The following is a 23,318-nucleotide window of genomic DNA, read 5'->3' on the forward strand; positions in this document are numbered from 1 at the left end:
CTGTCAGGCGCGGGGCCAGACAGGGCGGAGAGGGTGCTCGAGGGGGCGGCCAGGGCGGCCGCCACGATCAGGTCAGGGCCAGGAAAACCGCCGCTTCAGCGGGCGGCACGGCGCAGGGCGCGCTCCGAATCCTTGGCCGCACGGTCCAGCAGCTGCTTGACATCGCCGCCACCCGCCGCGTTGTTGACGGCTTTGGACAGCGCATCACCCACTTCCGGCCAGGCCGTGTTCATGGGCAGTTCGCGCGAGATGCGCAGGCTCTTGGCGCCCATGGCGGGCACGTTGGCGTTGGCCTTGTTGACCTCGGCGTCTTCCATGTTGGGGAACTGGACGACCACGTTGTTGACAATGGTCTTGCCACCGACTTCACGCTCGATGGCGTTCTTCTTTTCCAGATCGGGGTTGGAGGCCCACTTCAGGAATTCCCACGCCGCGTCCTTGTGCTGCGAGTAGGACGACAGCGCCCACGAGTGCACATTGACCAGCGTCACGGCCGGGCGGTTGTTGTAGGCCGGCATGGGCACGAAACCAACCTGGTCGGGCTTGAGCACCGAATCCTTGGGGTTGATGGCCGCCGAGTAGAACCACCACCACACCGGAATCATCGCCGTCTTGCCCTGCGCGAAGGACACGCGCGCATCCTGTTCGGTGTTGGAGACCGCGCCGTCGCCGCACAGCTTCTGTTTCGTCATCAGGCCGACGTAGTCTTCGGTGGCCTTGATGCCCTGGGGCGAGTTCCAGGCCGGTTTGCCAGACGCCGGATCGAGGATCTCGCCGCCCGCGCCCCACAGGAAGTTGGCCCAGATGAACAGGTTCTGGCGGTTGCCGTCGGCGCCGTAGTAGCAGGCCAGCGGGGCCACGCCCAGTTTGGCGTCGGCGATCTTGCGACCGGCAGCGGCCACGTCGTCCCAGGTGGTGGGCGGCTTGATGCCCAGTTTCTCGAAGATGTCCTTGCGGTAGAAGAACAGCTGCGCGTGGCCGCGCATGGGCAGGCCCAGCAGGTGGCCCTTGTAGCTGGAGCCGTCGATGAAGCCCTGCGGGTAGCGCTTGAGATCAATGCCGTCGCGCTTGGCCATGGCCTCCAGCGGCGTGAACCAGTAACTGTTGGCGGGCGCCCAGACGTCCATGAAGTTGATCACGTCGAACTCGTCGCTCTTGGCGGCGCCGACCGAGGTGATTTTTTCCTGCAGCGCCTTGAAAGGCGTGAAATTCCACTGCACCTTGATGCCGGTCATTTTGGTGAACTCGGCGTCGCGCAGCTGCAGGCCCTGGAACTGCGGGGTTTCCACCGCCAGCACCGTCACGGTCTGGCCGTTGTAGGGCTTGCCGGGCTTGAGGTTGTAGGGCAGGGCCTGCGCCCAGGCGCCCACGCTGGCGGTGAGGGCGGCGGTGGCCACGATCAGGGCTTTGAATCGGAAGGTCATGTCGGTCTCCTGTGGACGATGGTGGGATGCTCTTGAAGGCGGTGATGCTGTCCTTGTCCCGACTGTAAAGGGCCAGGATGCGCCTCGTCCAATATATTTATAATCTCTCATTGATTTTGAAAAGCTATCAATGACCCCTGATACCCGCGCCCTGCGCTATTTTGTGGCCGTGGCCGAAGAGCTGCACTTTGGCCGCGCCGCCCAGCGCCTGCACATGTCGCAGCCGCCGCTCTCCATCCAGATCCGCCAGCTGGAGGAATCGCTGGGCGTGCGCCTGCTGCACCGCACGCAGCGCACCGTCTCGCTGACCTACGCGGGCGAGGTCTTTCTGGCGCAGGTGCGCGAGGGCCTGGCGCGTCTGGACGAGGCCGTGGACAGCGCCCGCGCCGCTGCGCGCGGCCAGGCCGGTCTGCTGCGCGTGGGCTACACCGCCGCCAGCGCTTACGCGGCGATTCCGGCGCTGATCCACGCCTACAAGCTGCGCTACCCGCAGGTCGAGGTGGCGCTGCACGAGCGCGTCACCAGCGTGCAGCTGCAGGAGCTGGCCGATGCGCGCCTGGACGTGGGCCTGGTACGGCCCCGCGTCGAGGCGCCGGGCCTGGCCAGCGAGCTGCTGATGCGCGAGCGCCTGGTCGTCGCCGTTCCGGCCGACCACCCGCTGGCGGCGCGTCCGGGGCTGACGGTGGGCGATCTGCACGACGTGCCCTTCATCGGCTTTTCGCCGCAGACCGCGCGCTACTTTCACGACATGATCGAAACCCTGCTGGCTGAATCTGCCGTGCAGCCGCGCCTGGTGCAGCGCGCGACGCAGCTGCACGCCGTGGTCGCCCTGGTCAGCGCGGGCCTGGGGCTAGCGCTGGTGCCCGACGCCTCGGCGCGGGTGCAGATGGATCGCGTGGTCTTCCGCCCGCTGCAAGGCGAGGGCTTGCCCCGTCCCGAGCTGCTGCTGTGCTGGCGGCGCAGCAGCACGTCGCCGCTGCTGGGCCACTTTCTGGAGGCGGCCCGGGAAGCCGCGCTGCGTCTGGCGCTGTGAAAGTTTGATAGCCGCATGATATCAATCTGGCGCCATAAATATATTGGACCGCCGCAAAGCAGGCTGATAGTCTGACCCCACTTCCACGCTGCCCACCCACTGCCATGCGCCAGAACACCCTCAAAACCCTCAAAAACCAGGGCCAGACGGCCGCCAACGCCTGGATTTCGCTGGGCAGCCCTTATGCCGCCGAGATCCTGGGCCACAGCGGCTACGACGCCGTCACGGTCGATCTGCAGCACGGCATGTTCGGCTTCGATGCGGCGGTGCAGCTGCTGCAGGCGATTTCGTCCACCCCGGCGATTCCGCTGGCGCGCCCGGCCAGCAACGATCTGGCGCAGATCAACAAGCTGCTGGACGCGGGCGCTTACGGCATCATCTCGCCGCTGATCGAAACCGTCGATCAGGCCGCCACCCTGGCCCGCGCCTGCCGTTACCCGCCGCGCGGCCTGCGCAGTTTCGGGCCTTCGCGCGGGCTGACTTATGGCGGCGCCGATTACGTCGATCACGCCGACGACACCGTGATGTCGCTGGCCATGATCGAAACCGTGCCCGCGCTGGACGACATCGAGCGCATCCTGGCCGTCGAAGAGCTGGACGGCATCTACTTCGGCCCCAGCGACCTGGGACTGGCCATGGGCCTGGGCCCCAACGCCTGGAACCAGCCCGCCATGCAGCAGGCCGTGCGCCACGCGCTGGAAGCCACGCAGCGCGCGGGCAAGTACGCGGGCATCTTCGCGGGCGGCCCCGAAATGACCGCCGAGGTGACGCGCATGGGCTACCACCTGGTCACGCCCGGCAACGACGCCGCGCAGCTGCGCCTGGGCGCGGCGCAGCGCCTGAAAGAGGTGCGTGGGGCGCGGTGAAACCTGCCCCCAGCGGGAGACGCCAAAGCGCCCCCGCTACAATGGCAGCCCGCTGATCAGGAGACTGCCATGACCGCTGCCGCCCCCCTTGAGACCCTGGCCGGGCTGTTCGATGCGCCCGTGTCGCGCGCCGATTTTGACCGTCACCTGATGGCCACTTACGCGCCCGCCGCCTTTGTGCCGGTGCGCGCCAGCGGGCTCGACGTCTGGGATCAGGATGGGCGCCGCTACCTGGATTTCTCGGCGGGCATCGCGGTCACCTCGCTGGGCCACTGCCATCCGGCCGTCACGCAGGCGCTGGCGCAGCAGGCGGGGCAGATCGGGCATCTGTCCAACGTCTACACCAACGAGCCGGTGCTGCGCCTGGCGCGGGTGCTGACCGGGCTGACCTTCGCGGATCGCGTTTTCTTCTGCAACTCCGGCGCCGAAGCCAACGAGGGCGCGCTCAAGCTGGCCCGCCGTCTGGCCTACAACCGGGGCGATACGCAGCGCCAGACCATCGTCTCATGCACGCAGTCTTTCCACGGCCGCACCGTGTTCACGGTGTCGGTGGGCGGCCAGCCCAAATACATGGAAGGCTTCGGCCCCACGCCGCAGGCCATCGTGCACGTGCCCTTCAACGATCTGGACGCGGCCGCAGCGGCCATGGGCCCGCACGTCGCGGCCTTCATCGTCGAGCCGGTGCAGGGCGAGGGCGGCGTCACGCCCGCCCACAAATCCTACTTGGAAGGCCTGCGCGCCCTGTGCGACCAGCACGGCGCGCTGCTGATTTTTGACGAGGTCCAGACCGGCGTGGGCCGCACCGGCCATCTCTATGCCCACCAGGCCTACGGCGTCAGCCCGGACGTGATGACCACGGCCAAGGCGCTGGGCAATGGCTTCCCCATGGGCGCAGTGCTGGCCACCGAGGCCGCTGCGGCGGGCCTGACGGTGGGCACGCACGGCACCACCTACGGCGGCAACCCGCTGGCCGGGGCGGTGGCGCTGCAGGTGCTGCGCGAAGTCACGCACCCGGGCTTCCTGGAGCAGGTGCGCGAGCGCGCCGACCAGCTCGCCCAGGGGCTTGAGGCGCTGGTGGCCGATCACCCGGCGCTGCTGGCCTCCACACGCGGCATGGGCCTGCTGCGCGGTCTGGTGCTGGGCGGTGCGCAGGCTGGAAAGTCGGCGGCCTGGGTCAAGCAGGCGCAGGACGCCGGGCTGCTGGTGCTGGCGGCGGGGCCGGATGTGGTCCGCCTGGCCCCGGCGCTGGTCTGCACGGCGGCGCAGGTCGACGAGGCGCTGGCGCTGCTGCGTCAGGTGGCGCAGGCCCGCGCCCGCGCCTGAGCCTTCTGTCTTTGCACAGCTTTACCGGAACTTGCTGCGCCTTCGGGCGATCCAACCGGCATCGCGCAAGCACAGATGGAGACACGCATGACCCCCTGGAAAAAACCCCTGCTGGCCACCGCCGCCGTTCTGGCCCTGAGCGTGGCCGCGGTGCCCGCCCGCGCTGATGGTCTGGATACTTTCCTGCGCAGCGTCAACGTGCAGGCGCAGGCCAACCTGGGCGGCTTTCCGGCGGCCATTTCGGCGCAGTTCGGGGTGCCGGTGACCCAGGTCAGCGTCATCACACGGCAGGTGCGTCAGCCCGGCGATGTCTTCATGATTTACCAGCTGTCGCAGTGGTCGGGCCGTCCGCCGCTGGAGGTTTACGACCACTACCGCCGCGAGCGCGGCTGGGGTCGTCTGGCGCAGAACCTGGGCATCAAGCCCGGCTCGGCGCAGTTTCAGGCGCTCAAGCGCGGTGAGCTGCGTTATGTGGGCCTGGGCAGTCGCCACGAGGTCTCGCCGGGTTCGCGCGGCTACGACAGAAAACGCGAGCACGGCCATGATGATGACAAGGGCCGAGGCTGGGAACACGGCCGCGGGCATGGTCACGGAAATGGCCGCGACCATTGAGGGCCGCGCGTTCTGAACGTCCATCTTGGGGATGATGATGACTGCGCCCGATTCCAGTCTGACGCTGAAACGCCGCACCCTGAGCCTGCTGGGCGGGGTGGGCGCCTTGGGCTTTGTGGGCCTGCAGGGCCTGCCGGTGCTGGCCCGGGCCCAGAGCGCTTCTGAGTCTGCGCCACTGTCTTTGGCCGACCTGCGCTGGCTCAACCGCGTCAGCGGCGGCGTCACCGAAGACAGCGTGGCCGATCTGGCCCGCCTTGGTCGCAGCGCCTGGCTGGCGGCCCAGCTGGCCCCGCCCAAAGATGATGCGGACACGGTCTCTGACGAAGCCTCCATCGCCGACTGGATGCAGCGCCGTCAGGAGGCGCGCGCCGCCACCCGCGCCGCCCAGCCGGGCGATGCCGAGGCCACGGCCCGCGCCGCCGCCCTGCAGAAGGCCGACCGCGACGAGGTGCGCGACCGTCTCGTGCAGGCGCGCACCACGATATTCCGCGAGGCCGTGCTCTCGCCGCAGGTGCTGCGCGAGCAGATGCTGTGGTTCTGGCTGAATCATTTCTCGGTGTTCGCGGGCAAGGATGACATCGGCGCCATGGCGGGCGATTACGCGCGCACGCTGCGGCCGCTGGCACTGGGGTCGTTCCGCGATCTGCTGCGCGCCACCGTGCTGCACCCGGCCATGCAGGCCTATCTGGACAACACCAGCAACCGCGCGGGCAAGATCAACGAGAACTACGCCCGCGAGCTCATGGAGCTGCACACCCTGGGCCTCAACCAGGGCTACACCCAGCAGGACGTGCAGGAAATGGCCCGCGTGCTGACCGGGCTGGAGCTGGCGCCGGGCGGGCAGGGGCCGCAGCTCAAGGGCAAGCTGGCCACCCAGCGGGGCGCCGAGGTTTTTGTGACCAACGCGCTGGCCTACAACCCGGCGCGGCACGACTACGGCAGCAAGACGCTGCTGGGCATCACACTGCCGGGCGAAGGCTGGCCGGAGTTCGAGACCATCATCACCCGCCTGGCCAGCAGCCCGGCCACGGCCACCCACCTCAGCCGCCAGCTTTACAGCTACTTTGTCGCCGACGACGCCGCACGCGCGCCCAAAGCGCTCATCGAGCGTCTCTCTCGCACTTATCTGGAGAGCCAGGGCGATATCGCGAGCGTGCTGCGCGTGCTGCTGACTGCGCCCGAGCTGGACGCCGCGCTGGGCCAGCGTCTGCGCAGCCCCTGGCAGTACAGCGTGGCGCTGGTGCGTACGCTGGCGCAGACCTTGCCCGTCGACCGACGCAGCGCCTGGGTCGACGAGGCCTGGCGCGTCCCGGCCGAACTGAATGAAGAGCTTTTTGGCCACCGCACGCCCGAAGGCTATCCGCTGGACAGCCGCGAGTGGCTGACCCCCGTGCAGATGGCGATGCGCGTGCGCATCGCCCAGCGCCTGGCCGCTCGCGCGGCCGCCATCGCCAAAGCGGCGGGGGCGGTGCCAACGCCGCTGGCGCAGCTGGCTGTGTCGCCTCTCCTGAGCCCGGCCACCCGCGCCACCCTGGCGGCCCAGGACAAGCCTGTGACGGCGACTGCGCTGCTGCTGTCATCGCCCGAATTCATGCGCCAGTGATCGGATGATCCGGGCGCCATCCTGAAGGAGTCTGCCGTGTCCTCTGCCTCCCATCGCCTTTCGCGCCGCCGCTGGCTGCAGGCCAGTGCGGGTCTGGTGGCCGCCACGGCCAGCAGCCGCCTGCTGGCGCTGCCCACGACCGCACTGGGCGGCGAGCCCGGGCCGGACAGCCCGCGCTTTCTGATGGTTTTCCTGCGCGGCGCCTACGACGCCTGCAACGTGCTCGTGCCCGCTTTCAGCGATTTTTACTTCGAGGCCAGGCCGACCATCGCGGTGCCGCGTGGTGCGCTGCGATCGCTGAACGACGGCTGGGGACTGCACCCGGCGCTGGCCGGGCCGCTGGGTGCTTATCTGGACAATCGCGAGCTGGGTTTTGTGCCTTTTGTCGGCATTCCGGGCACGACGCGCAGCCACTTTGACAGCCAGGACAGGCTGGAATACGGCCTCGATGGCCGCGAGCCGCTGCGCCCACCCGCGCAGGGCCTGCTCTACCGTCTGGCGCAGTCGCTGCCCGCGCCGGTCAGCCCGCTGGCTTTCACGCAGATACGCCCGCTGGCGCTGCGCGGGCCGGGCGTGCTGCCCAATTTTCCGCTGCAGGGCGGCGCGCGCCAGCCGCTGGACCCCCAGCTGCGCGGCGCGCTGCGCGAACTGTATGCCGACCGGTCCGTGGCCGCGCTGGGTCAGGCGCTGGAATCCGGGCTGGATCTGCAGGAGCAGGACAGGCTGGACCGCCAGCAGGACCAGGCCATGGCGCACGCCCAGCCGGCCGACCGCAAGGCGGTCACGGCGCGCGGTTTTGCGCAGGACGCTTCAACCGTGGCGCGTCAGATGCGGCGGCATTTCAACGTCGGCTTTGTCGATATCGGCGGCTGGGACACGCACGTGGGGCAGGGCGGCGAGACCGGCCAGCTCGCCAACCGCCTGGCCGAGCTGGGCGAGGGCCTGGCCACCTACGCCAGCGCCATGGGCGACGCCTGGGCGCGCACCACGGTGGTGGTGGTGTCCGAGTTCGGGCGCACCTTCCGCGAAAACGGCAGCCGGGGCACCGACCACGGCTACGGCACCGCCTACTGGGTCATGGGTGGCGGGCTGAACCGCCCGGCGGTTTTTGGCGAGGGCGCGTCCGGAACCGTGCTGACCGCTGACACCCTCAACGACCACCGCGATCTGCCCATCAGGACCGACTACCGCGTCCTGCTGCGCCAGATCGCCCGCGAGCGTCTGGGGGTGGACTGGAGCTGATGGCGACGGTTGCTCATGACATTCTCACATTGTGCTATCCGCCAATGGCGGATATAGTGCAAGCCCATGGAATTCATCGAAACCCCGACCTTCACCCGCCTGCTTGCCGGGTTGATGACGGATGATGAATACGCTGCCCTTCAGACTGTTCTGGTTAATAACCCGGAACGCGGAGATCTTCTCTCTGGCGGTGGAGGCATCCGCAAGCTGCGTCACGCGCTTCCTGGGCAAGGTAAGAGTGGCGGTTTGAGGGTGATTTACTACTGGGTTCGGGCTGATGGTCAGATTTATATGCTGCTGATTTACCCGAAATCGAAGAAAGATACCCTGACTGACCGCGAAACCGTCCTGCTGCGTGATTTTGTGAAAGACCTTTGAGCCATGGAACAAGCGCTGTTTAATGACCTGATGCAAAGCCTGAAAGAAGCCAGGGAAATTGCTCGCGGCGAAGCTCCTGCGTCGCGGCGCTTTACGGTGGCTGCGCCGGACGTCAAAGCGGTTCGCGATCAGATGGGGCTCTCGCAGAGCGAGTTCGCCCGTCTGATGCAAGTCAGCGTCAAAACGCTGCAGAACTGGGAGCAGCGGCGTCGCCAGCCAACCGGGCCAGCGGCAGCACTGCTCAGAATCGTGTCGATGGCACCGGAAGTGGCACTCAGAACCCTGCACGCGTGATGGGGTGTTCAGGTGTGCGGCCCGGCCCGCTTTGATGAGCATCCGGTAGCACCGGTTTACAATGCCCGACTGCAGGGTTGGGCCACTGAGAGGCCTGCCGTGCGGCTGTTTCATTTCTTCAGCACGACCCACGGCCACCCGGCCCACGCCACCGATGAGCGCTATTTCTGCTGCACCGCTGCCTGATCCCGCCCACACCCGTTGGGTGGACGAGGCGGTGGCGCGCGTGGATGAGGCGCTGGCGGCGGCGATTCCGCCCCGGGGCGCTGGGGGCCTGACCGAAGTTATGGCCTACGCCAGCTTGCAGGGCGGCAAACGCCTGCGACCGCTCTTGGTTTTGGCCGCCTGCGAGGCGCTGGGCGGCAGCCGTCCGGCCGCGCTGCGGGCGGCTGTGGCGGTGGAGCTGATCCACGCTTATTCGCTGGTCCACGACGATCTGCCCTGCATGGACGACGATGTCCTGCGCCGGGGCCAGCCCACCACGCATGTGGTTCACGGCGAAGCCATGGCCATGCTGGCGGGCGACGCCATGCAGGCGCTGGCTTTCGAGGTGCTCACGCCCGAAACCGGCATTGCCCCTGCACTGCAGGCGCGCTGGGTGGCTTGCCTGGCCCGCGCGGCGGGACACGCGGGCATGGCGGGCGGGCAGGCGATTGATCTCATGCACGTCGGCAAAAGCCTGGATCTGGCGGGGCTGGAGCACATGCACGCCCTGAAAACCGGCTGCCTGCTGCAGGCCAGCGTGGCGATGGGCGCCATGGCCGGGGATGCCGACAGCAGCGGCCAGCACCAGCTCGCGTCCTGTGTCGATCAGCCTGTCTGGCCGCACCTGATGGACTACGGCCGCTGGCTGGGCCTGGCCTTCCAGGTGGTCGACGACATTCTGGACGTGACCCAGGACAGCTCCACCCTGGGTAAAACCGCGGGCAAGGACGAGGCCAGCAACAAGCCGACGTTTGTCTCGCTGATGGGGCTGGCGGCGGCGCAGGCCTACGCGCTGGACATCCACGCACGCGCGCTGGCGGCGCTGGACGCCTGCCATCTGCCGCTCCCGGGCGCCCGCCCGCTGCGCGATCTGGCCCACCAGGTCGTGTCGCGCAGCCACTGACGGCCCCGAAGGACCGCAAGGAACGCCATGACCCTGACCGTGACATCCACCCCGCTGCTGGACACGATTTCCAGCCCAGCCGACCTGCGCCAGCTGCGGCCCGACCAGCTTGAGCAGGTCGCCCGCGAACTGCGCCAGGATCTGCTGGGCCAGGTCAGCCGCACCGGCGGACATCTGTCGTCCAACCTGGGCACGGTCGAACTGAGCATCGCGCTGCACTACGTCTACAACACCCCGCAGGACCGCCTGGTGTGGGACGTGGGCCACCAGACTTATCCCCACAAGATGCTCACCGGGCGACGCAGCCGCATGCCCACGCTGCGCCAGCTGGGCGGCCTGTCGGGCTTTCCGCGCCGCGACGAGAGCGAGTTCGACGCCTTTGGCACCGCGCACTCGTCCACCTCGATTTCGGCCGCGCTGGGCATGGCCATGGCCGCGCGCATCAAGGGCGAATCGCGCCGCGCCGTGGCCATCATCGGCGACGGGGCGCTGACCGGCGGCATGGCTTTCGAGGCCCTGAACCACGCGGGCGACACGCACGCCAACCTGCTGGTCATCCTCAACGACAACGACATGTCGATCAGCCCGCCGGTGGGCGCGCTGAACAAATACCTGGCCCGCCTGATGAGCGGCGGCTTTTACAGCGCCGCCCGCGAAGGCGCCAAATCGGTGCTCAAGCACACGCCGCTGTACGAGCTGGCGCGCCGCTTCGAGGAACACGCCAAGGGCATGGTCGTGCCCGGCACGATTTTTGAAGAGTTCGGGTTCAACTACGTCGGTCCCATCGACGGCCACGACCTGGATGCCCTGATTCCCACGCTGCAGAACCTGCGCGAGCGCAGCGGGCCGCAGTTCCTGCACATCATCACGCGCAAGGGCAAGGGCTACGACCTGGCCGAGGCCGACCCCATCGCCTACCACGGCCCGGGCAAGTTCGACCCGGCTGTTGGCCTGCAACCCGCTAAGGCGGGCGCGCAGACCTTCACGCAGGTCTTCGGGCAGTGGCTGTGCGACATGGCAGCGGCGGACGAGCGCCTGGTCGGCATCACCCCGGCGATGCGCGAAGGTTCGGGCATGGTCGAGTTCGAGCGCCGCTTCCCGCAGCGCTACGCCGACGTCGGCATCGCCGAGCAGCACGCCGTCACCTACGCCGCCGGTCTGGCCTGCGAGGGGCTCAAACCCGTCCTGGCCATTTACAGCACGTTTTTGCAGCGCGGCTACGACCAGGTGATCCACGATGTGGCCATCCAGAATCTGCCGGTGATGTTTGCCCTGGACCGCGCGGGCCTGGTTGGCGCCGACGGCGCCACGCACGCGGGCAACTACGACATCGCTTACCTGCGCTGCGTGCCCAACCTGGCGGTGCTGGTGCCCGCCGACGAGAACGAATGCCGCCAGCTGCTGTCCACCGCCTTCGCCCACAACGGCCCGGCGGCGGTGCGCTACCCGCGCGGCAGTGGCGCGGGCGTGGCGGTGCTGCCTGGGCTGGCGACCCTGCCCTGGGGACGCGCCGAGCGCCGCCGCAAACGCACCAGCACCAGCACCAGCACCAGCACCAGCACACACAGTAGCCGGGCTGACGAAGCCTTGGGCCTGTCGGTCGCGGTGCTCGCTTTTGGCCCGCTGCTCTACGCCGCGCTGGAGGCCGCCGAGGGCGTGGACGCTTCGGTCTGGAACATGCGCTTCGCCAAGCCGCTGGACGTCGAAGCCGTGCGCCAGGCCGCGCTGGAGCACGATCTCATCGTCACGGTCGAAGAGGGCGCCGTCGCGGGCGGCGCGGGCAGCGCGGTGGCCGAGGCGCTCAGCCAGCTGGGCCTGACGCGCCCGCTGCTGCATCTGGGCCTGCCCGACCAGTTCATCGAACATGGCGAGCGCGGCGCGCTGCTCTCGGCCTGCGGCCTGGACGCGGCAGGCATCCAGTCGGCCATCTCCGATTTCATCCGCCGCGCCACGCTGGCTGCGGCGTCCAAAACCTCCCGGGAGACCTCCGCATGAGCCTTGCCCTGGACCACGCCAGCTCTCCCGCGCAGCGCCTGGCGCATGCCCGCAAGCTGCTTCAGGCGCTGGGCGCGCAGGCGCTTGTCGTGCCCAGCAGCGATCCGCACCTGTCCGAATACCTGCCCGAGCGCTGGAACACCCGCGCCTGGATCAGCGGTTTCACCGGATCGGCCGGGGTCGCCGTCATCACGGCGGACGCCGCCGGGGTGCTGACCGACAGCCGCTACTGGACGCAGGCCGCCGCGCAGCTCGCGGGCAGCGGTTTCGAGCTGGTGCGTGCCGAGCAGGGCAGCACGCTGGACGTGGCACGCTGGCTCAACAGCCATCTGGCGCAGGGCGCCACGGTGATCGTCGATGGCCAGGTGCTGTCGCTGAGCGCCTGGCAGACGCTGCAGTTCGAGCTCACAACCCACGGCATCGCCCTGCGCGGCGACATCGATGCTTTTGACAGCCTGTGGGCCGACCGGCCTGGCCTGCCGCAGGCCCCGGTGTGGCGCCACAGCCCGCCGTACGCCACCGTGAGTGTCGAAGATCGCCTGGCCACCCTTCGCGCCCAGATGGCGGCGGAGGGGGCGACGCACCTGTGGTTGGCGACGCTGGACGATATCGCCTGGCTGCTCAACCTGCGCGGCAGCGACGTCGATTACAACCCGGTTTTTGTCGCGCACGCGCTGGTTGATGCGCGCGAGGTGCGGCTCTTCATCGAACCCGGCAAGGTGGAACCCGCCCTGGCGGCGGCGCTGGCCGAAAGCGCCATCTGGCTGCACGATTACCCGCAGATCGCGCCCGCGCTGGCCGGCCTGCCGCACGATGCGGTGCTGATGCTCGATCCGGCGCGTGTCACTCACGGCCTGCGCCAGCAGGTGCCCGCGCACGTCAAGGTGCGCGAGCAGCTCTGTCCGGTGATGATGGCCAAGGCCTGCAAGACGCCGCAGGAGCTGGCGCACGTGCGCCAGGCGATGGAGCACGACGGCGCTGCCATGGCGGCCTTTTACGCCCGCTTCGAGGCCGCGCTGGCCGCTGGGCAGACCGTGACCGAACTGACGGTGGACGAGTGGCTGAGCGCCGAGCGCGCCAGGCAGCCGGGCTTTGTCAGCCTGAGCTTTTCGACCATCGCCGGCTGGAACGCCAACGGCGCGCTGCCGCATTACCGCGCGCTGCCCGAGGCGCACGCCACGATCAGCGGCAACGGCCTGCTGCTCATCGATTCGGGCGGCCAGTACCTGGGCGGCACCACCGACATCACCCGCGTCTGGGCCATTGGCATGCCCAGCAGCGAACACAAGCGCGACTGCACCCGCGTGCTGCAGGGCATGATCGCGCTGTCGCGCACGGTCTACCCCGTCGGCACGCCCGGCCCCATGCTGGACGCGATCGCGCGGGCGCCGCTCTGGGCCGAGGGCCTGGATTTCGGCCACGGCACCGGCCACGGCGTGGGCTACTGCCTGAACGTGCACGAACCGCCGCAGCGCATTTCCAAAGCCCTGCCGCGCCCGGAAACGGCATTGCGCGAGGGCATGATCACGTCCATCGAGCCCGGCGTTTACCGCGAGGGCCATTGGGGCGTGCGCTTCGAGAATCTGGTCGCCAGCGTGCCTTTTGCCACGCACGAGCGCGGGACTTTCGGCGAGATGCTGGCCTTCGAAACCCTGACCCTGTGCCCCATCGACACCCGCTGCCTGGAGGCCGCACTGATGCGCCCCGACGAGATCGACTGGCTGAACGCCTACCACGCCGAAGTCTGGCGCCGCGTCTCGCCGCACGTCCAGGGCGCTGCCCGCGACTGGCTGCAGGCCCGCACCCGACCCTGGATGAGCTGATTTTTTCTGTTCGGAGATTCCCCATGCGCCTGCGTTACGCCACGCTGACCCTTTCAGCTCTGACCGCCCTGCTGCTGGGCGGCTGTGCTTCCACCCCCTTTGTGCTGCCGCCCGTTCCGCTGCCCCAGCTGCCCGGCGTGTCAGCCGGATCGGCTCCGGCCGACGGCCGCGTTTACCCGGGTTCCAGTTCCTGGCCCGAGGGGTTGATGTCACACGCCACCCCGGCGACGCCTGTGCCCGTTCCGGCATCGCCGGCCGCGGTGCCTGCGCTGCCGCCCGCCGCCCAGTCGGGCGTGCCGCGCGCACGCTTTGGCCTGCGCACCGTCGATTGCCCGCTGCCCGATGGCAGCCGGGGCGTCTATGTCTACAAGCTGCTGCCGGGCTCGCCGCTGGCCGGGTCGGTCGAAATCGGCGACCGCATCACCCGCCTGCAGGGCGTGGACATCACCAACAGCGCTTCGCTGACCAATCTGATTGCGGCCGTGCGTCCGCTCTCGCCCGTGCAGCTCTCTTTCGTGCGCGCCGGGGCCAGCACCAGCGTGTCCTTCCTGCCACCGCCCTGGGTGCCCAACGAGGCCGATCTGGCCCCGATCAACCAGCCCATCACCCCCGCCCTGGCCGCCAACCTGTGCCGCATCGTGACGCGGGTGGCGACGGAAGGGGCAGCGCAGTAAGCGGGTTCTTATCGCGGGGTTGCTGCGGATCACAGGCCCGTGGTCAGTAGTGGTAGCGCCCCTGCAAAAACTCGACGCGGTTGTTTCTGATCAGGTAAACAACGCGATGCTCTTGCGTGATCCGGCGAGACCAGACGTCTGCGCCTAGATACTTCAGCGGCTCTGGTTTGCCGATACCGTCCAACGGATCGCACAAAATAGCCCGAACCAGATCGAGCAGCCGTTTGGCGGTGCGGCGGTCAGTTTCCACCCAGTGCTGGAGATCTTCCAGAAACTCTGGGTGGCAGACCGCCAGCCGTTCACTTCGGGCGGATGTTTCAGGCATTCCCACGAAGCTGCCCGGCGGGGGGAACATCCAGCCGGTGAGACAGTTCATCCAGCGACAGCGCGGGCAGCGTCTCGTTCCCGGAACGGGCCAGGGCGGTCAGCAGGCGTCTGGCATTGGCTGGCGAACGCAGCAGGTGGGCGGTTTCGATGAGGCTCTGGAGCTCGTCGGCAGCGATCAAGGCCACATCGCCACCAGAAGGTCGGCGCACCACCACGATTTCGCGGTCCTCCACGGTCCGGTCCATCAGCCTTTTTAGCTGGCTTTGGGCCTGACTGTAGGTCGTTTCGATGGGCATGATGCCGTCCTTGTCATGTCTGGATACCGCACAGAAATTCTGTCAGGCAGTTTGGCTGCAAATGCTGTGGATGGCAAGCAACGGCCTCACTCCCCCGACGGCGCCACCGTGGCGGGCAGGCCCAGCGCCAGGTGGGCGAAGGCTTGGCGCACCTGCGCTTCGTCGCAGCCCATGAGCAGGGCGTCGTCCAGCATGTCCTGAAGCTGCTGGCGCAGGTCGGCGTAGTTTTCGTCCAGAACCTTCACTTTTTCGGTGCAGGACACGGGCGCACCGCTGGGTTTGAGCCAGCGGATTCTGTCGGGGGGCGGGGCTTGATTCATGGGGATCAGGGCGAGTCCGGCTCAAGGCGCCGGTTTTGAGGGCAGCCTAGAATGATAAACCTGCCTTTTGCTGCCTGCCGGAAATCCCCATGAATGCTCCCCAGCCCCCCAAATCGTCCGGTGCGCCTGCGCTCCTGCGCCTGCGCGGGGTGCGCCAGAACAATCTCAAGAATCTCGATCTGGACATCGTGCCCGGCACCTGGACGGTGGTGACGGGCGTCAGCGGTTCCGGCAAATCCAGCCTGGTGTTCGATACGCTGTATGCCGAAGGCCAGCGGCGTTATGTCGAGACTTTTTCGGCTTATGCGCGCCAGTTTCTGGACCGCATGGACAAGCCGCAGGTGGACAGCGTGCAAGGCATTCCCCCGGCGATTGCCATTGCGCAGAACAATCCGGTGCGTACGTCGCGGTCCACGGTCGGGACGATGACCGAGCTGAACGATTACTTCAAGCTGCTCTTCGCCCGCAGCGCCGACCTGTTCGACGCCCAGACCGCGCAGCGCGTGCGCAGCGACGATGCCGCGCGCATGGCCGCGACGCTGCGCCGCGACTGCGCGGACAGCCCGCAGCAGCGCCTGATTGTCACCTTCGCCGTGCTGATGCCGGCGGGCACCAGCGAGGAACAGGCGCAGCAGTGGCTGTCCACCAGCGGTTTCACGCGCATCCACGCCCGCCACGAACAGGCTGGCAAAGTGGACGGGAAAGACGGGGGCGTGCTGCTGGAAGTTGTTGCCGACCGTTTCCGCATCGGCAGCGTGCCGCAGCAGCGTCTGGTCGAAGCGCTGGAAGTGGCGCTGAAATACGGCCACGTCTCGGCGCTGGCGCAGCAGGGCGGGGAGGCCGAGGGCGCCGACGCTGCCATCGGCGGACGCTGCACGGTGTACGGACAGGCGGATGGCGATGCCGGTGATCTGGCTGCAGGGGAGGGGCGCGTCTGGCGCTTCAGCCAGGGCCTGCACTGCGCCGACAGTGGGCGCTCCTACGCGGCGGCGGTGCCCGCGATGTTCTCCTTCAACTCGCCCTACGGCGCCTGCAGCCACTGCCGGGGATTTGGCCGCGTCATCGGCGTGGACTGGGATCTGGTCGTACCCGACGGGCGCAAAAGCCTGCAGGACGGCGCGGTCAAGACGCTGTCCACGCCCGCCTGGAAGGAATGTCAGGATGATCTCATGCGCTACGCCGCCCTGCGCGGTGTGGCCACCGACATCGCCTGGCGCGACCTGCCGCCCGCCGACCGCGATTGGGTCATCGAGGGCGATCCGGGCTGGAAAGGCAACTGGAACCGACAGTGGTACGGCGTGCGCCGTTTCTTCACCTATCTGGAGAGCAAAAGCTACAAGATGCACATCCGCGTGCTGCTGTCCAAATACCGCAGCTACACGACCTGTCCGCAGTGCCTGGGCGCGCGGCTCAAGCCCGAGGCGCTGCTGTGGCGCATTGCCACCGAAGTGCCTGCGCCTGTGCTGGAAGAGCTGTGCCCGCCCGCGCAGCGCCAGCGTCCGCCCGGGGTGGACTGGACGGCGCAGCAGCTGCAGACCCTGCCGGGCCTGAACATCGCCGATGTGATGACGCTGCCGCAGGATCGCCTGCGCCGTCTGCTGGACGCCATGCACGCCGCCGCCGCCGACCGCGAACGCCGCGAAGACCCTGATAGCGCGGGTGCCGCGCAGCGCCGGGCGCAGCGCTTTGTGCTGGAAGAAACGCGCACGCGGGTGGGCTATCTGTGCGACATCGGCCTGGGCTACCTGACGCTGGATCGTCAGAGCCGCACGCTGTCGGGCGGCGAGGTGCAGCGCATCCACCTGACGGCGGCGCTGGGGTCGTCGCTGGTCAACACGCTCTTTGTGCTGGACGAGCCCAGCATCGGCCTGCACCCGCGCGACATGGACCGCGTGGTGCGCGCCATGCAGCGCCTGCGCGATGCGGGCAACACCCTGGTGGTGGTCGAGCACGACCCGGCCGTCATGGCCGCCGCCGACCGCCTGATCGACATCGGACCCGGCCCGGGCGAGCGCGGTGGGCAGATCGTCTTCGACGGCACGCCGCTGGAGGCCGCGAAGGCCGACACGCTGACCGGCGCCTACCTGGGCGAGCGCCTGCGTGTCGAGGCCGGGCCGCGCAAGCCGGTGCCCGACAACACGCCGCGCCTGATCCTGCAGGACGCGCACCAGCACAATCTGAAGCACATCGACATCAGCCTGCCGCTGAATCGTCTGGTGGTACTGACCGGCGTCAGCGGAAGCGGCAAATCGACGCTGGTGCAGGACATTCTGGCGCCCGCGCTGATGCGTCACTTCGGCCAGACCAGCGACACGCCCGGCGCGCACGGCGCACTGCTGGGCGCGGAGCAGCTCTCCGGCGTGGCTTTTGTGGATCAGAGCCCGATCGGCAAGACGGCGCGATCCAACCCAGCCAGCTTTGTCGGCGCGTTTGACGAGCTGCGCAAGCTGCTGGCCGCCGCACCGCTGGCCCGCGAGCGCGGCTACACGGCCAGCCATTTCAGCTTCAACAGCGGCACCGGGCGCTGCCCGGCCTGCGGTGGATCGGGCTTCGAGCACGTCGAGATGCAGTTCATGTCCGACGTCTACCTGCGCTGTCCGGACTGCGACGGGGCGCGTTTCCGGCCGGAGATCCTGCAGGTGACGGTGGAGCGGGCGGGGCGCGGGCTGAACGTCGCCGATATCCTGGCGCTGACGGTGGACGAAGCGCTGGAGCTGTTCGCCACCGAGCGCGATCTGCTGCGCAAGCTGCGGCCGCTGGCCGATGTGGGCCTGGGCTATGTGCGCCTGGGCCAGCCCGTGCCCATGCTGTCGGGCGGCGAGGCGCAGCGGCTCAAGCTGGCCGGATTCCTGGCCGAAACGGCGGCGCGCACGTCCAACAGCGCGCAGAAGCTGGCGCGCAAAGGCGTGCTCTACCTTTTCGACGAGCCGACCACCGGCCTGCACTTTGACGACATCGCCCGTCTGCTCAAGGCCATGCGCCAGCTGGTCGCCGCCGGGCACAGCGTCCTGGTCATCGAGCACAACCTGGACGTGATGCGCAACGCCGACTGGCTGATTGATCTCGGACCTGACGGCGGCGATGCGGGCGGCCAGGTCGTTGTCGCGGGCGATATCGCCACGGTGATGGCCGACGAGCGCTCGCACACCGGCGCGGCCCTGCGCCAGCACGGCGCAGGTTTTGCTGCCGACGTGCGCCGCCATCAGGCCGAGATTGGGGCCAACCCCGGGGGCGATTCAGGCGCAGCGCTGCAGGTGACCGAGCCCGCTGCGCCCTGGGGCGGACGGCTGCAGGACGCCATCCGCGTGCTGCACGCGCGCGAACACAATCTGAAAGATCTCAGCGTCAGCCTGCCGCATGGGCAGCTCAATGTCATCACCGGGGTCAGCGGCAGCGGCAAATCGACGCTGGCCTTTGACATCATCTTCGGCGAAGGCCAGCGCCGCTACCTGGATTCGCAGAGTGCCTACGCGCGCAGCCTGGTGCAGCCGCCGCCGCGTCCCGAGGTGGACGCCGTTCTGGGCGTGGCGCCTTCGGTGGCCATCGAGCAGCGCCTGAGCCGGGGCGGCCACAAAAGCACGGTGGCGACGGTGACCGAGCTGTGGCACTTCCTGCGCCTGCTGTGGGTGCGGCTGGGCGTTCAGCACTGCGTTCACGACGGCACGGCGGTGCGCGCGCAGAGCCAGGAGGCCATGCTGGCGCAGATCCAGCGCGATCACGCGGGGCAGCACATCGGCCTGCTGGCGCCGCTGGTGGTGCAGCGCAAGGGCCTCTACACCGATCTGGCCCGCCAGGCCAAGGCCGGTGGGGCCACGCACCTGCGTGTCGATGGCGCTTTTGTTCCGGTCGCGCCCTGGCCCAAACTGGACCGCTACGCCCTGCACACGCTGGAGCTGCCCATGGGCGATCTGCGCGTCGGGCCGGACACCGAAGCCCTGCTGCGCGATCTGCTGCAGCGGACGCTGGACAAGGGCCGGGGCGTGGCGCATGTGCTGGCGCCGCTGGATGGCCTGGAATCGGCCATGGCGCTGGATGGCGGCGCGGGCGTGGGCCGCATCCATGTGCTGTCCAGCGTGCACGCCTGCCCGCAGTGCGGCACGGGCTACGCACCGCTGGATCCGCGCCAGTTTTCGTTCAACAGCCGCCAGGGCTGGTGCCCGACCTGCGTGGGCACGGGCCTGCGCCTGTCGCGCGACCAGCGCGAGGCGCTGGACGACAGCCAGCCCGACCGCGAAAAAGGCCGCGAGCAGCAGCTGGCCGAAGCCGATGTTGATCTGGATCGCGGCAGCGCCTGTCCCGACTGCCAGGGCAGCCGCCTGAACGCACAGGCGCGCGCGGTGCGCTTTGCCGGCCTGTCGCTGCCCGAGCTGGCGCGGCTGACGGTGGATCAGGCGCTGGTCTGGCTGGAAGGGCTGGAAAAAGACGACGGCGCAGCGCTGTCGCTGCGCGAGCGCGGCATCGCCCGCGACGTGCTGCCCGAAATCGGTCACCGCCTGCGCTTCCTGCAGCAGGTCGGGCTGTCCTACCTGACGCTGGACCGGGGCGCGCCTACGCTGTCGGGCGGCGAGGCGCAGCGCATCCGTCTGGCCGCGCAGCTGGGCAGCCGCCTGCAGGGCGTGTGCTACGTGCTGGACGAGCCCACCATCGGCCTGCACCCGCGCGACAACGGCCTGCTGCTGGGCGCGCTGCGCCGCCTGAAGGATCAGGGCAACACCCTGGTGGTGGTCGAGCACGACGCCGCCACCATACGCCAGGCCGATCACATCATCGACATCGGGCCCGGCGCCGGACAGCGCGGCGGCCAGGTCGTCGCGCAAGGCACGCTGGCCGACATCATGGCCACGCCCGGATCACTGACCGGCCAGTGCCTGCGCGACAGCGGTGAGGCGCTGGATGCGCCGCGACGACCGGTCGGCGACGGCAGCCACCCGGTGCTGAACCTGAAGGGCGCCACGCTGCACAACCTGAACGATGTGGCTGTGAGCCTGCCGCTGCAGCGCCTGGTGGCCATCACCGGGGTGAGCGGCAGCGGCAAATCCAGCCTGGCGCGCGACGTGCTGCTGCGCGGCGTGCAGGAAGCGCTGCGCCTGCACCCCACGCCGACCCGCGCCGAGGTGCAGGCGCTGGCCGCCAAGAGTAAGGTCTGGTTCGATCCGGTCCTGGCCGATGTGCCCGGCTTGCGCCTGCAGGGCCTGCACGCCGTGGCGCGGGTGCTGGAGGTCGATCAGACGCCGATCGGCAAGACGCCCCGGTCCTGCCCGGCGACGTACGTGGATTTCTGGTCGCCGATCCGCGCCCAGTTCGCGCAGACGCTGGACGCGCGCGCGCGCGGTTACACGGCGGCGCGCTTCTCCTTCAACACCGGCCCGGGCCGCTGTCCGGCCTGCGAAGGCCAGGGCTGGCAGACGCTGGCGATGAGCTTTCTGCCCGACGTGAAAGTGCTGTGCGACGTCTGTCGCGGCCAGCGGTTTAACGCCCAGACGCTGGCGGTGACCTGGCGCGGCAAATCCATCGGCGAAGTGCTGGAGATGACGGTGGACGACGCGCTGGATTTCTTTGAGGCCATGCCCGCCATCCGCCACCCGCTCAAGCTGCTGCAGGACGTGGGTCTGGGCTATCTGACGCTGGGCCAGCCCAGCCCGACGCTGTCGGGCGGCGAGGCGCAGCGCATCAAGCTGGTCAGCGAGCTGGTCAAGGTGCGCGACGATCCCACGGCTCGCCAGAAAGCCATCCCGACGCTCTATGTGCTGGACGAACCCACGGTGGGCCTGCACATGGCCGACGTGCGCCGCCTGATCGGCGTGCTGCACCGCCTGGTCGCTGCCGGGCACAGCGTGGTGGTGATCGAGCACGATCTGGAGCTGGTCGCTGCCGCCGACTGGGTCATCGACCTGGGCCCTGAGGGCGGCAGCGGTGGCGGCCAGATCATCGCGCAGGCCGCTCCGGCCGATCTGGCCCGGATGCCCACGCACACAGGGCGGGCGCTGGCGGGGGAGCTGTAAGATGCCGCTTTCTGCGTCATCTGCAGCCCTCCGGCCATGAAACAGCCCATCATCGCCTACCACCAGGATGACGAGCAGCACTGGGTCGCCCGGCTGGCCTGCGGCCACAATCAGCACGTGCGCCACGATCCGCCCTGGATCAACCGGCCCTGGGTGGTGACGCCCGAGGGCCGTGCTGCGCAGATCGGCGCGCGGCTCGATTGCCGCAAATGCGACGCTGGGGCGCCGCGCGACGGGCTGCCGGTTTAAGTCGCCCGCGTGCCCCGCACCTCATCCAGCGTTCGGGTCGGCGAAATGGCCTGCGGGTCGATCAGGCAGTGCAGTAGCACGGGGCGACGGTGCTGGGCGGCCCAGTGGCGCAGGCGGGCCAGGGCGGGGGCGAAGCTGGCTGTGTCTTCGACCCGTTCGGCCTGCGCGCCAAAGGACTGTGCCCAGGTGGCGAAATCCGGGTTGTGCAGCGCGGTGGCGGTGACGCGGCCGGGGTATTCGCGCTCCTGGTGCATGCGTATGGTGCCCAGCATGCCGTTGTCGATGACGATGACGATGATCGGCAGGCTGTACTGCACGGCGGTGGCCAGCTCCTGGCCGTGCATCAGCAGATCGCCGTCGCCGGCCACGCACAGCACGGTGCGTTCGGGCCACAGGCGCTGCGCGCCCACGGCGGCGGGCAGGCCGTAGCCCATGCTGCCGCTGGTGGGCGCGAGCTGGCTGCCCGGCGTGGTGAAGCGCCAGAAGCGGTGCACCCACAGCGCAAAATTGCCCGCGCCGTTACACACGATGGTGTCGCCGGGCAGGGTGCTGCGCAGGTGCTGCATGACCTGGCCCATCTGCAGACGGCCGGGGATGCGGATGGCGCGGGCGTCGCTCCAGGCCAGCGCTTGCGCGTGTGCGGCCTGCACGCGGGCGAGAAGCCCGGGCGAGGCGGGTGGGGGCTGTGAAAAATCCCGGCTGATGGCCTGTGCCCAGGCGGCGCACAGTGCGTCCGGCGCGGCGGCGATGGCCAGATCGGCCTGGTAGACGCGGCCCAGTTCGTCCGGATCGGGGTGGATGTGGACGAGCGCCTGCTGCGGTGCCGGAATATCGAGCAGGGTGTAGCCCTGCGAGGGCACTTCCGACAGCCGCCCGCCCAGCAGGACGACGAGATCGGCGTCGCGCAGGCGCTGCAGCAGCGCGGGGTCGGGGCCAAAACCCAGGTCGCCTGCGTGGCAGGGGTGATCGGCCGGGAAAACCGTCTGGCGCCGGAAGGAGCACACCACCGGCAGCGCGTGGTGCGCGGCGATGCGCGCCAGATGAGCGCTGGTCTGCGCGCTCCAGCGCGATCCGCCCACGACAAGCATGGGGCGTTGTGCGGCGCTGACGCGATCCATGAGCCCGGCCAGTTCGGCGGCGCCGGGCGCCTGCTCGGGTGGGGCCGTCCAGGGCCGGGCGTCGGCGACGGGGGCGGTCTCGACCAGCATATCCTCGGGCAGGGCCAGCACGACGGGGCCGGGGCGGCCGCTGCAGGCCACGGCCCAGGCGCGGGCGATCAGCTCGGGGATGCGGCGGATGTCGTCGATCTCGTCCGCCCACTTGACCATGGGGCCGAAGACGGCGCGGTAATCCAGCTCCTGGAAGGCCTCGCGGCCGCGTGCGCTGCGCTCGATCTGGCCGACGAACAGGATGAGCGGCGTTGAATCCTGCATGGCGATGTGCAGTCCCGCAGCCGCGTTGGTGGCGCCGGGGCCGCGCGTGACCATGCAGATGCCGGGGCGGCCGGTCAGCTTGCCCTGGGCTTCGGCCATCATGCAGGCGCCGCCTTCCTGACGGCAGACGGTGAGGTCTATGGGCGCGTCGTGCAGGGCGTCGAGCACGGCCAGGAAGCTCTCGCCCGGCACGGTGAAGACCTGGCGGGCGCCGTGCAGCACGAGCTGGTCCACGACGATCTGGCCGCCCGCCCGTGGGGCGGGACGCGTGGCGGGGAGGGCGGAAGTCATGGGCAAAGTCCGTTCACAGATCCGT

The 23,318-nt window shown here is 69.0% G+C and carries 19 protein-coding genes; 14 read left to right on the forward strand and 5 right to left on the reverse strand.

What is annotated here, in order from left to right; genetic code table 11:
- Positions 1-95: 95 nt before the first annotated feature.
- On the reverse strand, positions 96-1,424 hold the full coding sequence (locus tag RV045_RS10220) for an ABC transporter substrate-binding protein (RefSeq protein ID WP_423235683.1): 1,329 nt from the start codon (positions 1,422-1,424) through the stop codon (positions 96-98).
- Positions 1,425-1,554: 130 nt separating this feature from the next.
- On the opposite strand from RV045_RS10220, the gene RV045_RS10225 reads away from it, so the two are divergent.
- The 12 genes from RV045_RS10225 to RV045_RS10280 all read left to right on the forward strand — a co-directional run bounded on the left by RV045_RS10225 (position 1,555) and on the right by RV045_RS10280 (position 14,375).
- A complete protein-coding gene (locus RV045_RS10225) occupies positions 1,555-2,457 on the forward strand; it encodes a LysR substrate-binding domain-containing protein (protein WP_423235684.1) in 903 nt (300 codons plus the stop codon).
- Between the two features lie 104 nt (positions 2,458-2,561).
- Positions 2,562-3,323 (forward strand): HpcH/HpaI aldolase family protein, encoded by a 762-nt coding sequence (locus RV045_RS10230; protein WP_423235685.1) that lies wholly within the window; start codon positions 2,562-2,564, stop codon positions 3,321-3,323.
- A gap of 69 nt (positions 3,324-3,392) precedes the next feature.
- A complete protein-coding gene (locus tag RV045_RS10235; protein ID WP_423235686.1) occupies positions 3,393-4,646 on the forward strand; it encodes an aspartate aminotransferase family protein in 1,254 nt (417 codons plus the stop codon).
- Between the two features lie 87 nt (positions 4,647-4,733).
- Positions 4,734-5,258 (forward strand): hypothetical protein, encoded by a 525-nt coding sequence (locus RV045_RS10240; protein WP_423235687.1) that lies wholly within the window; start codon positions 4,734-4,736, stop codon positions 5,256-5,258.
- Positions 5,259-5,295: 37 nt separating this feature from the next.
- Positions 5,296-6,861, forward strand: coding sequence for a DUF1800 domain-containing protein (locus RV045_RS10245; protein WP_423235688.1), 1,566 nt, complete (start codon positions 5,296-5,298; stop codon positions 6,859-6,861).
- Between the two features lie 36 nt (positions 6,862-6,897).
- On the forward strand, positions 6,898-8,103 hold the full coding sequence (locus RV045_RS10250) for a DUF1501 domain-containing protein (RefSeq protein ID WP_423235689.1): 1,206 nt from the start codon (positions 6,898-6,900) through the stop codon (positions 8,101-8,103).
- A gap of 66 nt (positions 8,104-8,169) precedes the next feature.
- On the forward strand, positions 8,170-8,481 hold the full coding sequence (locus tag RV045_RS10255) for a type II toxin-antitoxin system RelE/ParE family toxin (protein WP_423235690.1): 312 nt from the start codon (positions 8,170-8,172) through the stop codon (positions 8,479-8,481).
- Positions 8,482-8,484: 3 nt separating this feature from the next.
- Complete coding sequence (nadS, locus tag RV045_RS10260) at positions 8,485-8,775, forward strand: NadS family protein (RefSeq protein WP_423235691.1); 291 nt, start codon at positions 8,485-8,487, stop codon at positions 8,773-8,775.
- Positions 8,776-8,929: 154 nt separating this feature from the next.
- Entirely contained in the window at positions 8,930-9,883 is a 954-nt protein-coding gene (locus tag RV045_RS10265) for a polyprenyl synthetase family protein (RefSeq protein WP_423235692.1), read from the forward strand.
- Between the two features lie 27 nt (positions 9,884-9,910).
- Positions 9,911-11,878: a 1-deoxy-D-xylulose-5-phosphate synthase gene (gene dxs / locus RV045_RS10270; protein WP_423235693.1), complete on the forward strand. Its 1,968-nt coding sequence runs from the start codon at positions 9,911-9,913 to the stop codon at positions 11,876-11,878.
- Positions 11,875-13,701, forward strand: coding sequence for an aminopeptidase P family protein (locus RV045_RS10275; protein ID WP_423235694.1), 1,827 nt, complete (start codon positions 11,875-11,877; stop codon positions 13,699-13,701). Before dxs ends, RV045_RS10275 begins: the two co-directional genes overlap by 4 nt.
- A gap of 23 nt (positions 13,702-13,724) precedes the next feature.
- Positions 13,725-14,375, forward strand: coding sequence for a PDZ domain-containing protein (locus tag RV045_RS10280; protein ID WP_423235695.1), 651 nt, complete (start codon positions 13,725-13,727; stop codon positions 14,373-14,375).
- Positions 14,376-14,418: 43 nt separating this feature from the next.
- On the opposite strand, the gene RV045_RS10285 is transcribed toward RV045_RS10280, so the two are convergent.
- The 3 genes from RV045_RS10285 to RV045_RS10295 all read right to left on the reverse strand — a co-directional run bounded on the left by RV045_RS10285 (position 14,419) and on the right by RV045_RS10295 (position 15,318).
- On the reverse strand, positions 14,419-14,700 hold the full coding sequence (locus tag RV045_RS10285; protein ID WP_423235696.1) for a Txe/YoeB family addiction module toxin: 282 nt from the start codon (positions 14,698-14,700) through the stop codon (positions 14,419-14,421).
- On the reverse strand, positions 14,693-14,998 hold the full coding sequence (locus RV045_RS10290; protein WP_423235697.1) for a type II toxin-antitoxin system Phd/YefM family antitoxin: 306 nt from the start codon (positions 14,996-14,998) through the stop codon (positions 14,693-14,695). Before RV045_RS10290 ends, RV045_RS10285 begins: the two co-directional genes overlap by 8 nt.
- Before the next feature lie 86 nt (positions 14,999-15,084).
- The gene (locus RV045_RS10295) at positions 15,085-15,318 is read right to left on the reverse strand and encodes a hypothetical protein (RefSeq protein WP_423235698.1); all 234 of its coding nucleotides are present in this window, start codon (positions 15,316-15,318) and stop codon (positions 15,085-15,087) included.
- Positions 15,319-15,407: 89 nt separating this feature from the next.
- Between RV045_RS10295 and uvrA the strand changes: the two genes are divergently transcribed.
- Together uvrA and RV045_RS10305 are read left to right on the forward strand one after the other, a co-directional pair.
- Positions 15,408-21,320 carry an excinuclease ABC subunit UvrA gene (uvrA, locus tag RV045_RS10300; protein ID WP_423235699.1) on the forward strand — a complete coding sequence of 1,971 codons (5,913 nt, stop codon included), beginning with the start codon at positions 15,408-15,410 and terminating at the stop codon, positions 21,318-21,320.
- A 36-nt stretch (positions 21,321-21,356) separates the two neighbouring features.
- A complete protein-coding gene (locus tag RV045_RS10305; protein ID WP_423235700.1) occupies positions 21,357-21,569 on the forward strand; it encodes a DUF3565 domain-containing protein in 213 nt (70 codons plus the stop codon).
- Here the strand turns inward: RV045_RS10305 and RV045_RS10310 are convergent.
- Positions 21,566-23,293 carry a thiamine pyrophosphate-binding protein gene (locus RV045_RS10310; protein WP_423235701.1) on the reverse strand — a complete coding sequence of 576 codons (1,728 nt, stop codon included), beginning with the start codon at positions 23,291-23,293 and terminating at the stop codon, positions 21,566-21,568. The genes RV045_RS10305 and RV045_RS10310 overlap by 4 nt on opposite strands.
- Positions 23,294-23,318: the final 25 nt, after the last annotated feature.

This window comes from Amphibiibacter pelophylacis, assembly GCF_037688875.1.
In the GTDB taxonomy this organism is placed as follows: domain Bacteria; phylum Pseudomonadota; class Gammaproteobacteria; order Burkholderiales; family Burkholderiaceae_C; genus Amphibiibacter; species Amphibiibacter pelophylacis.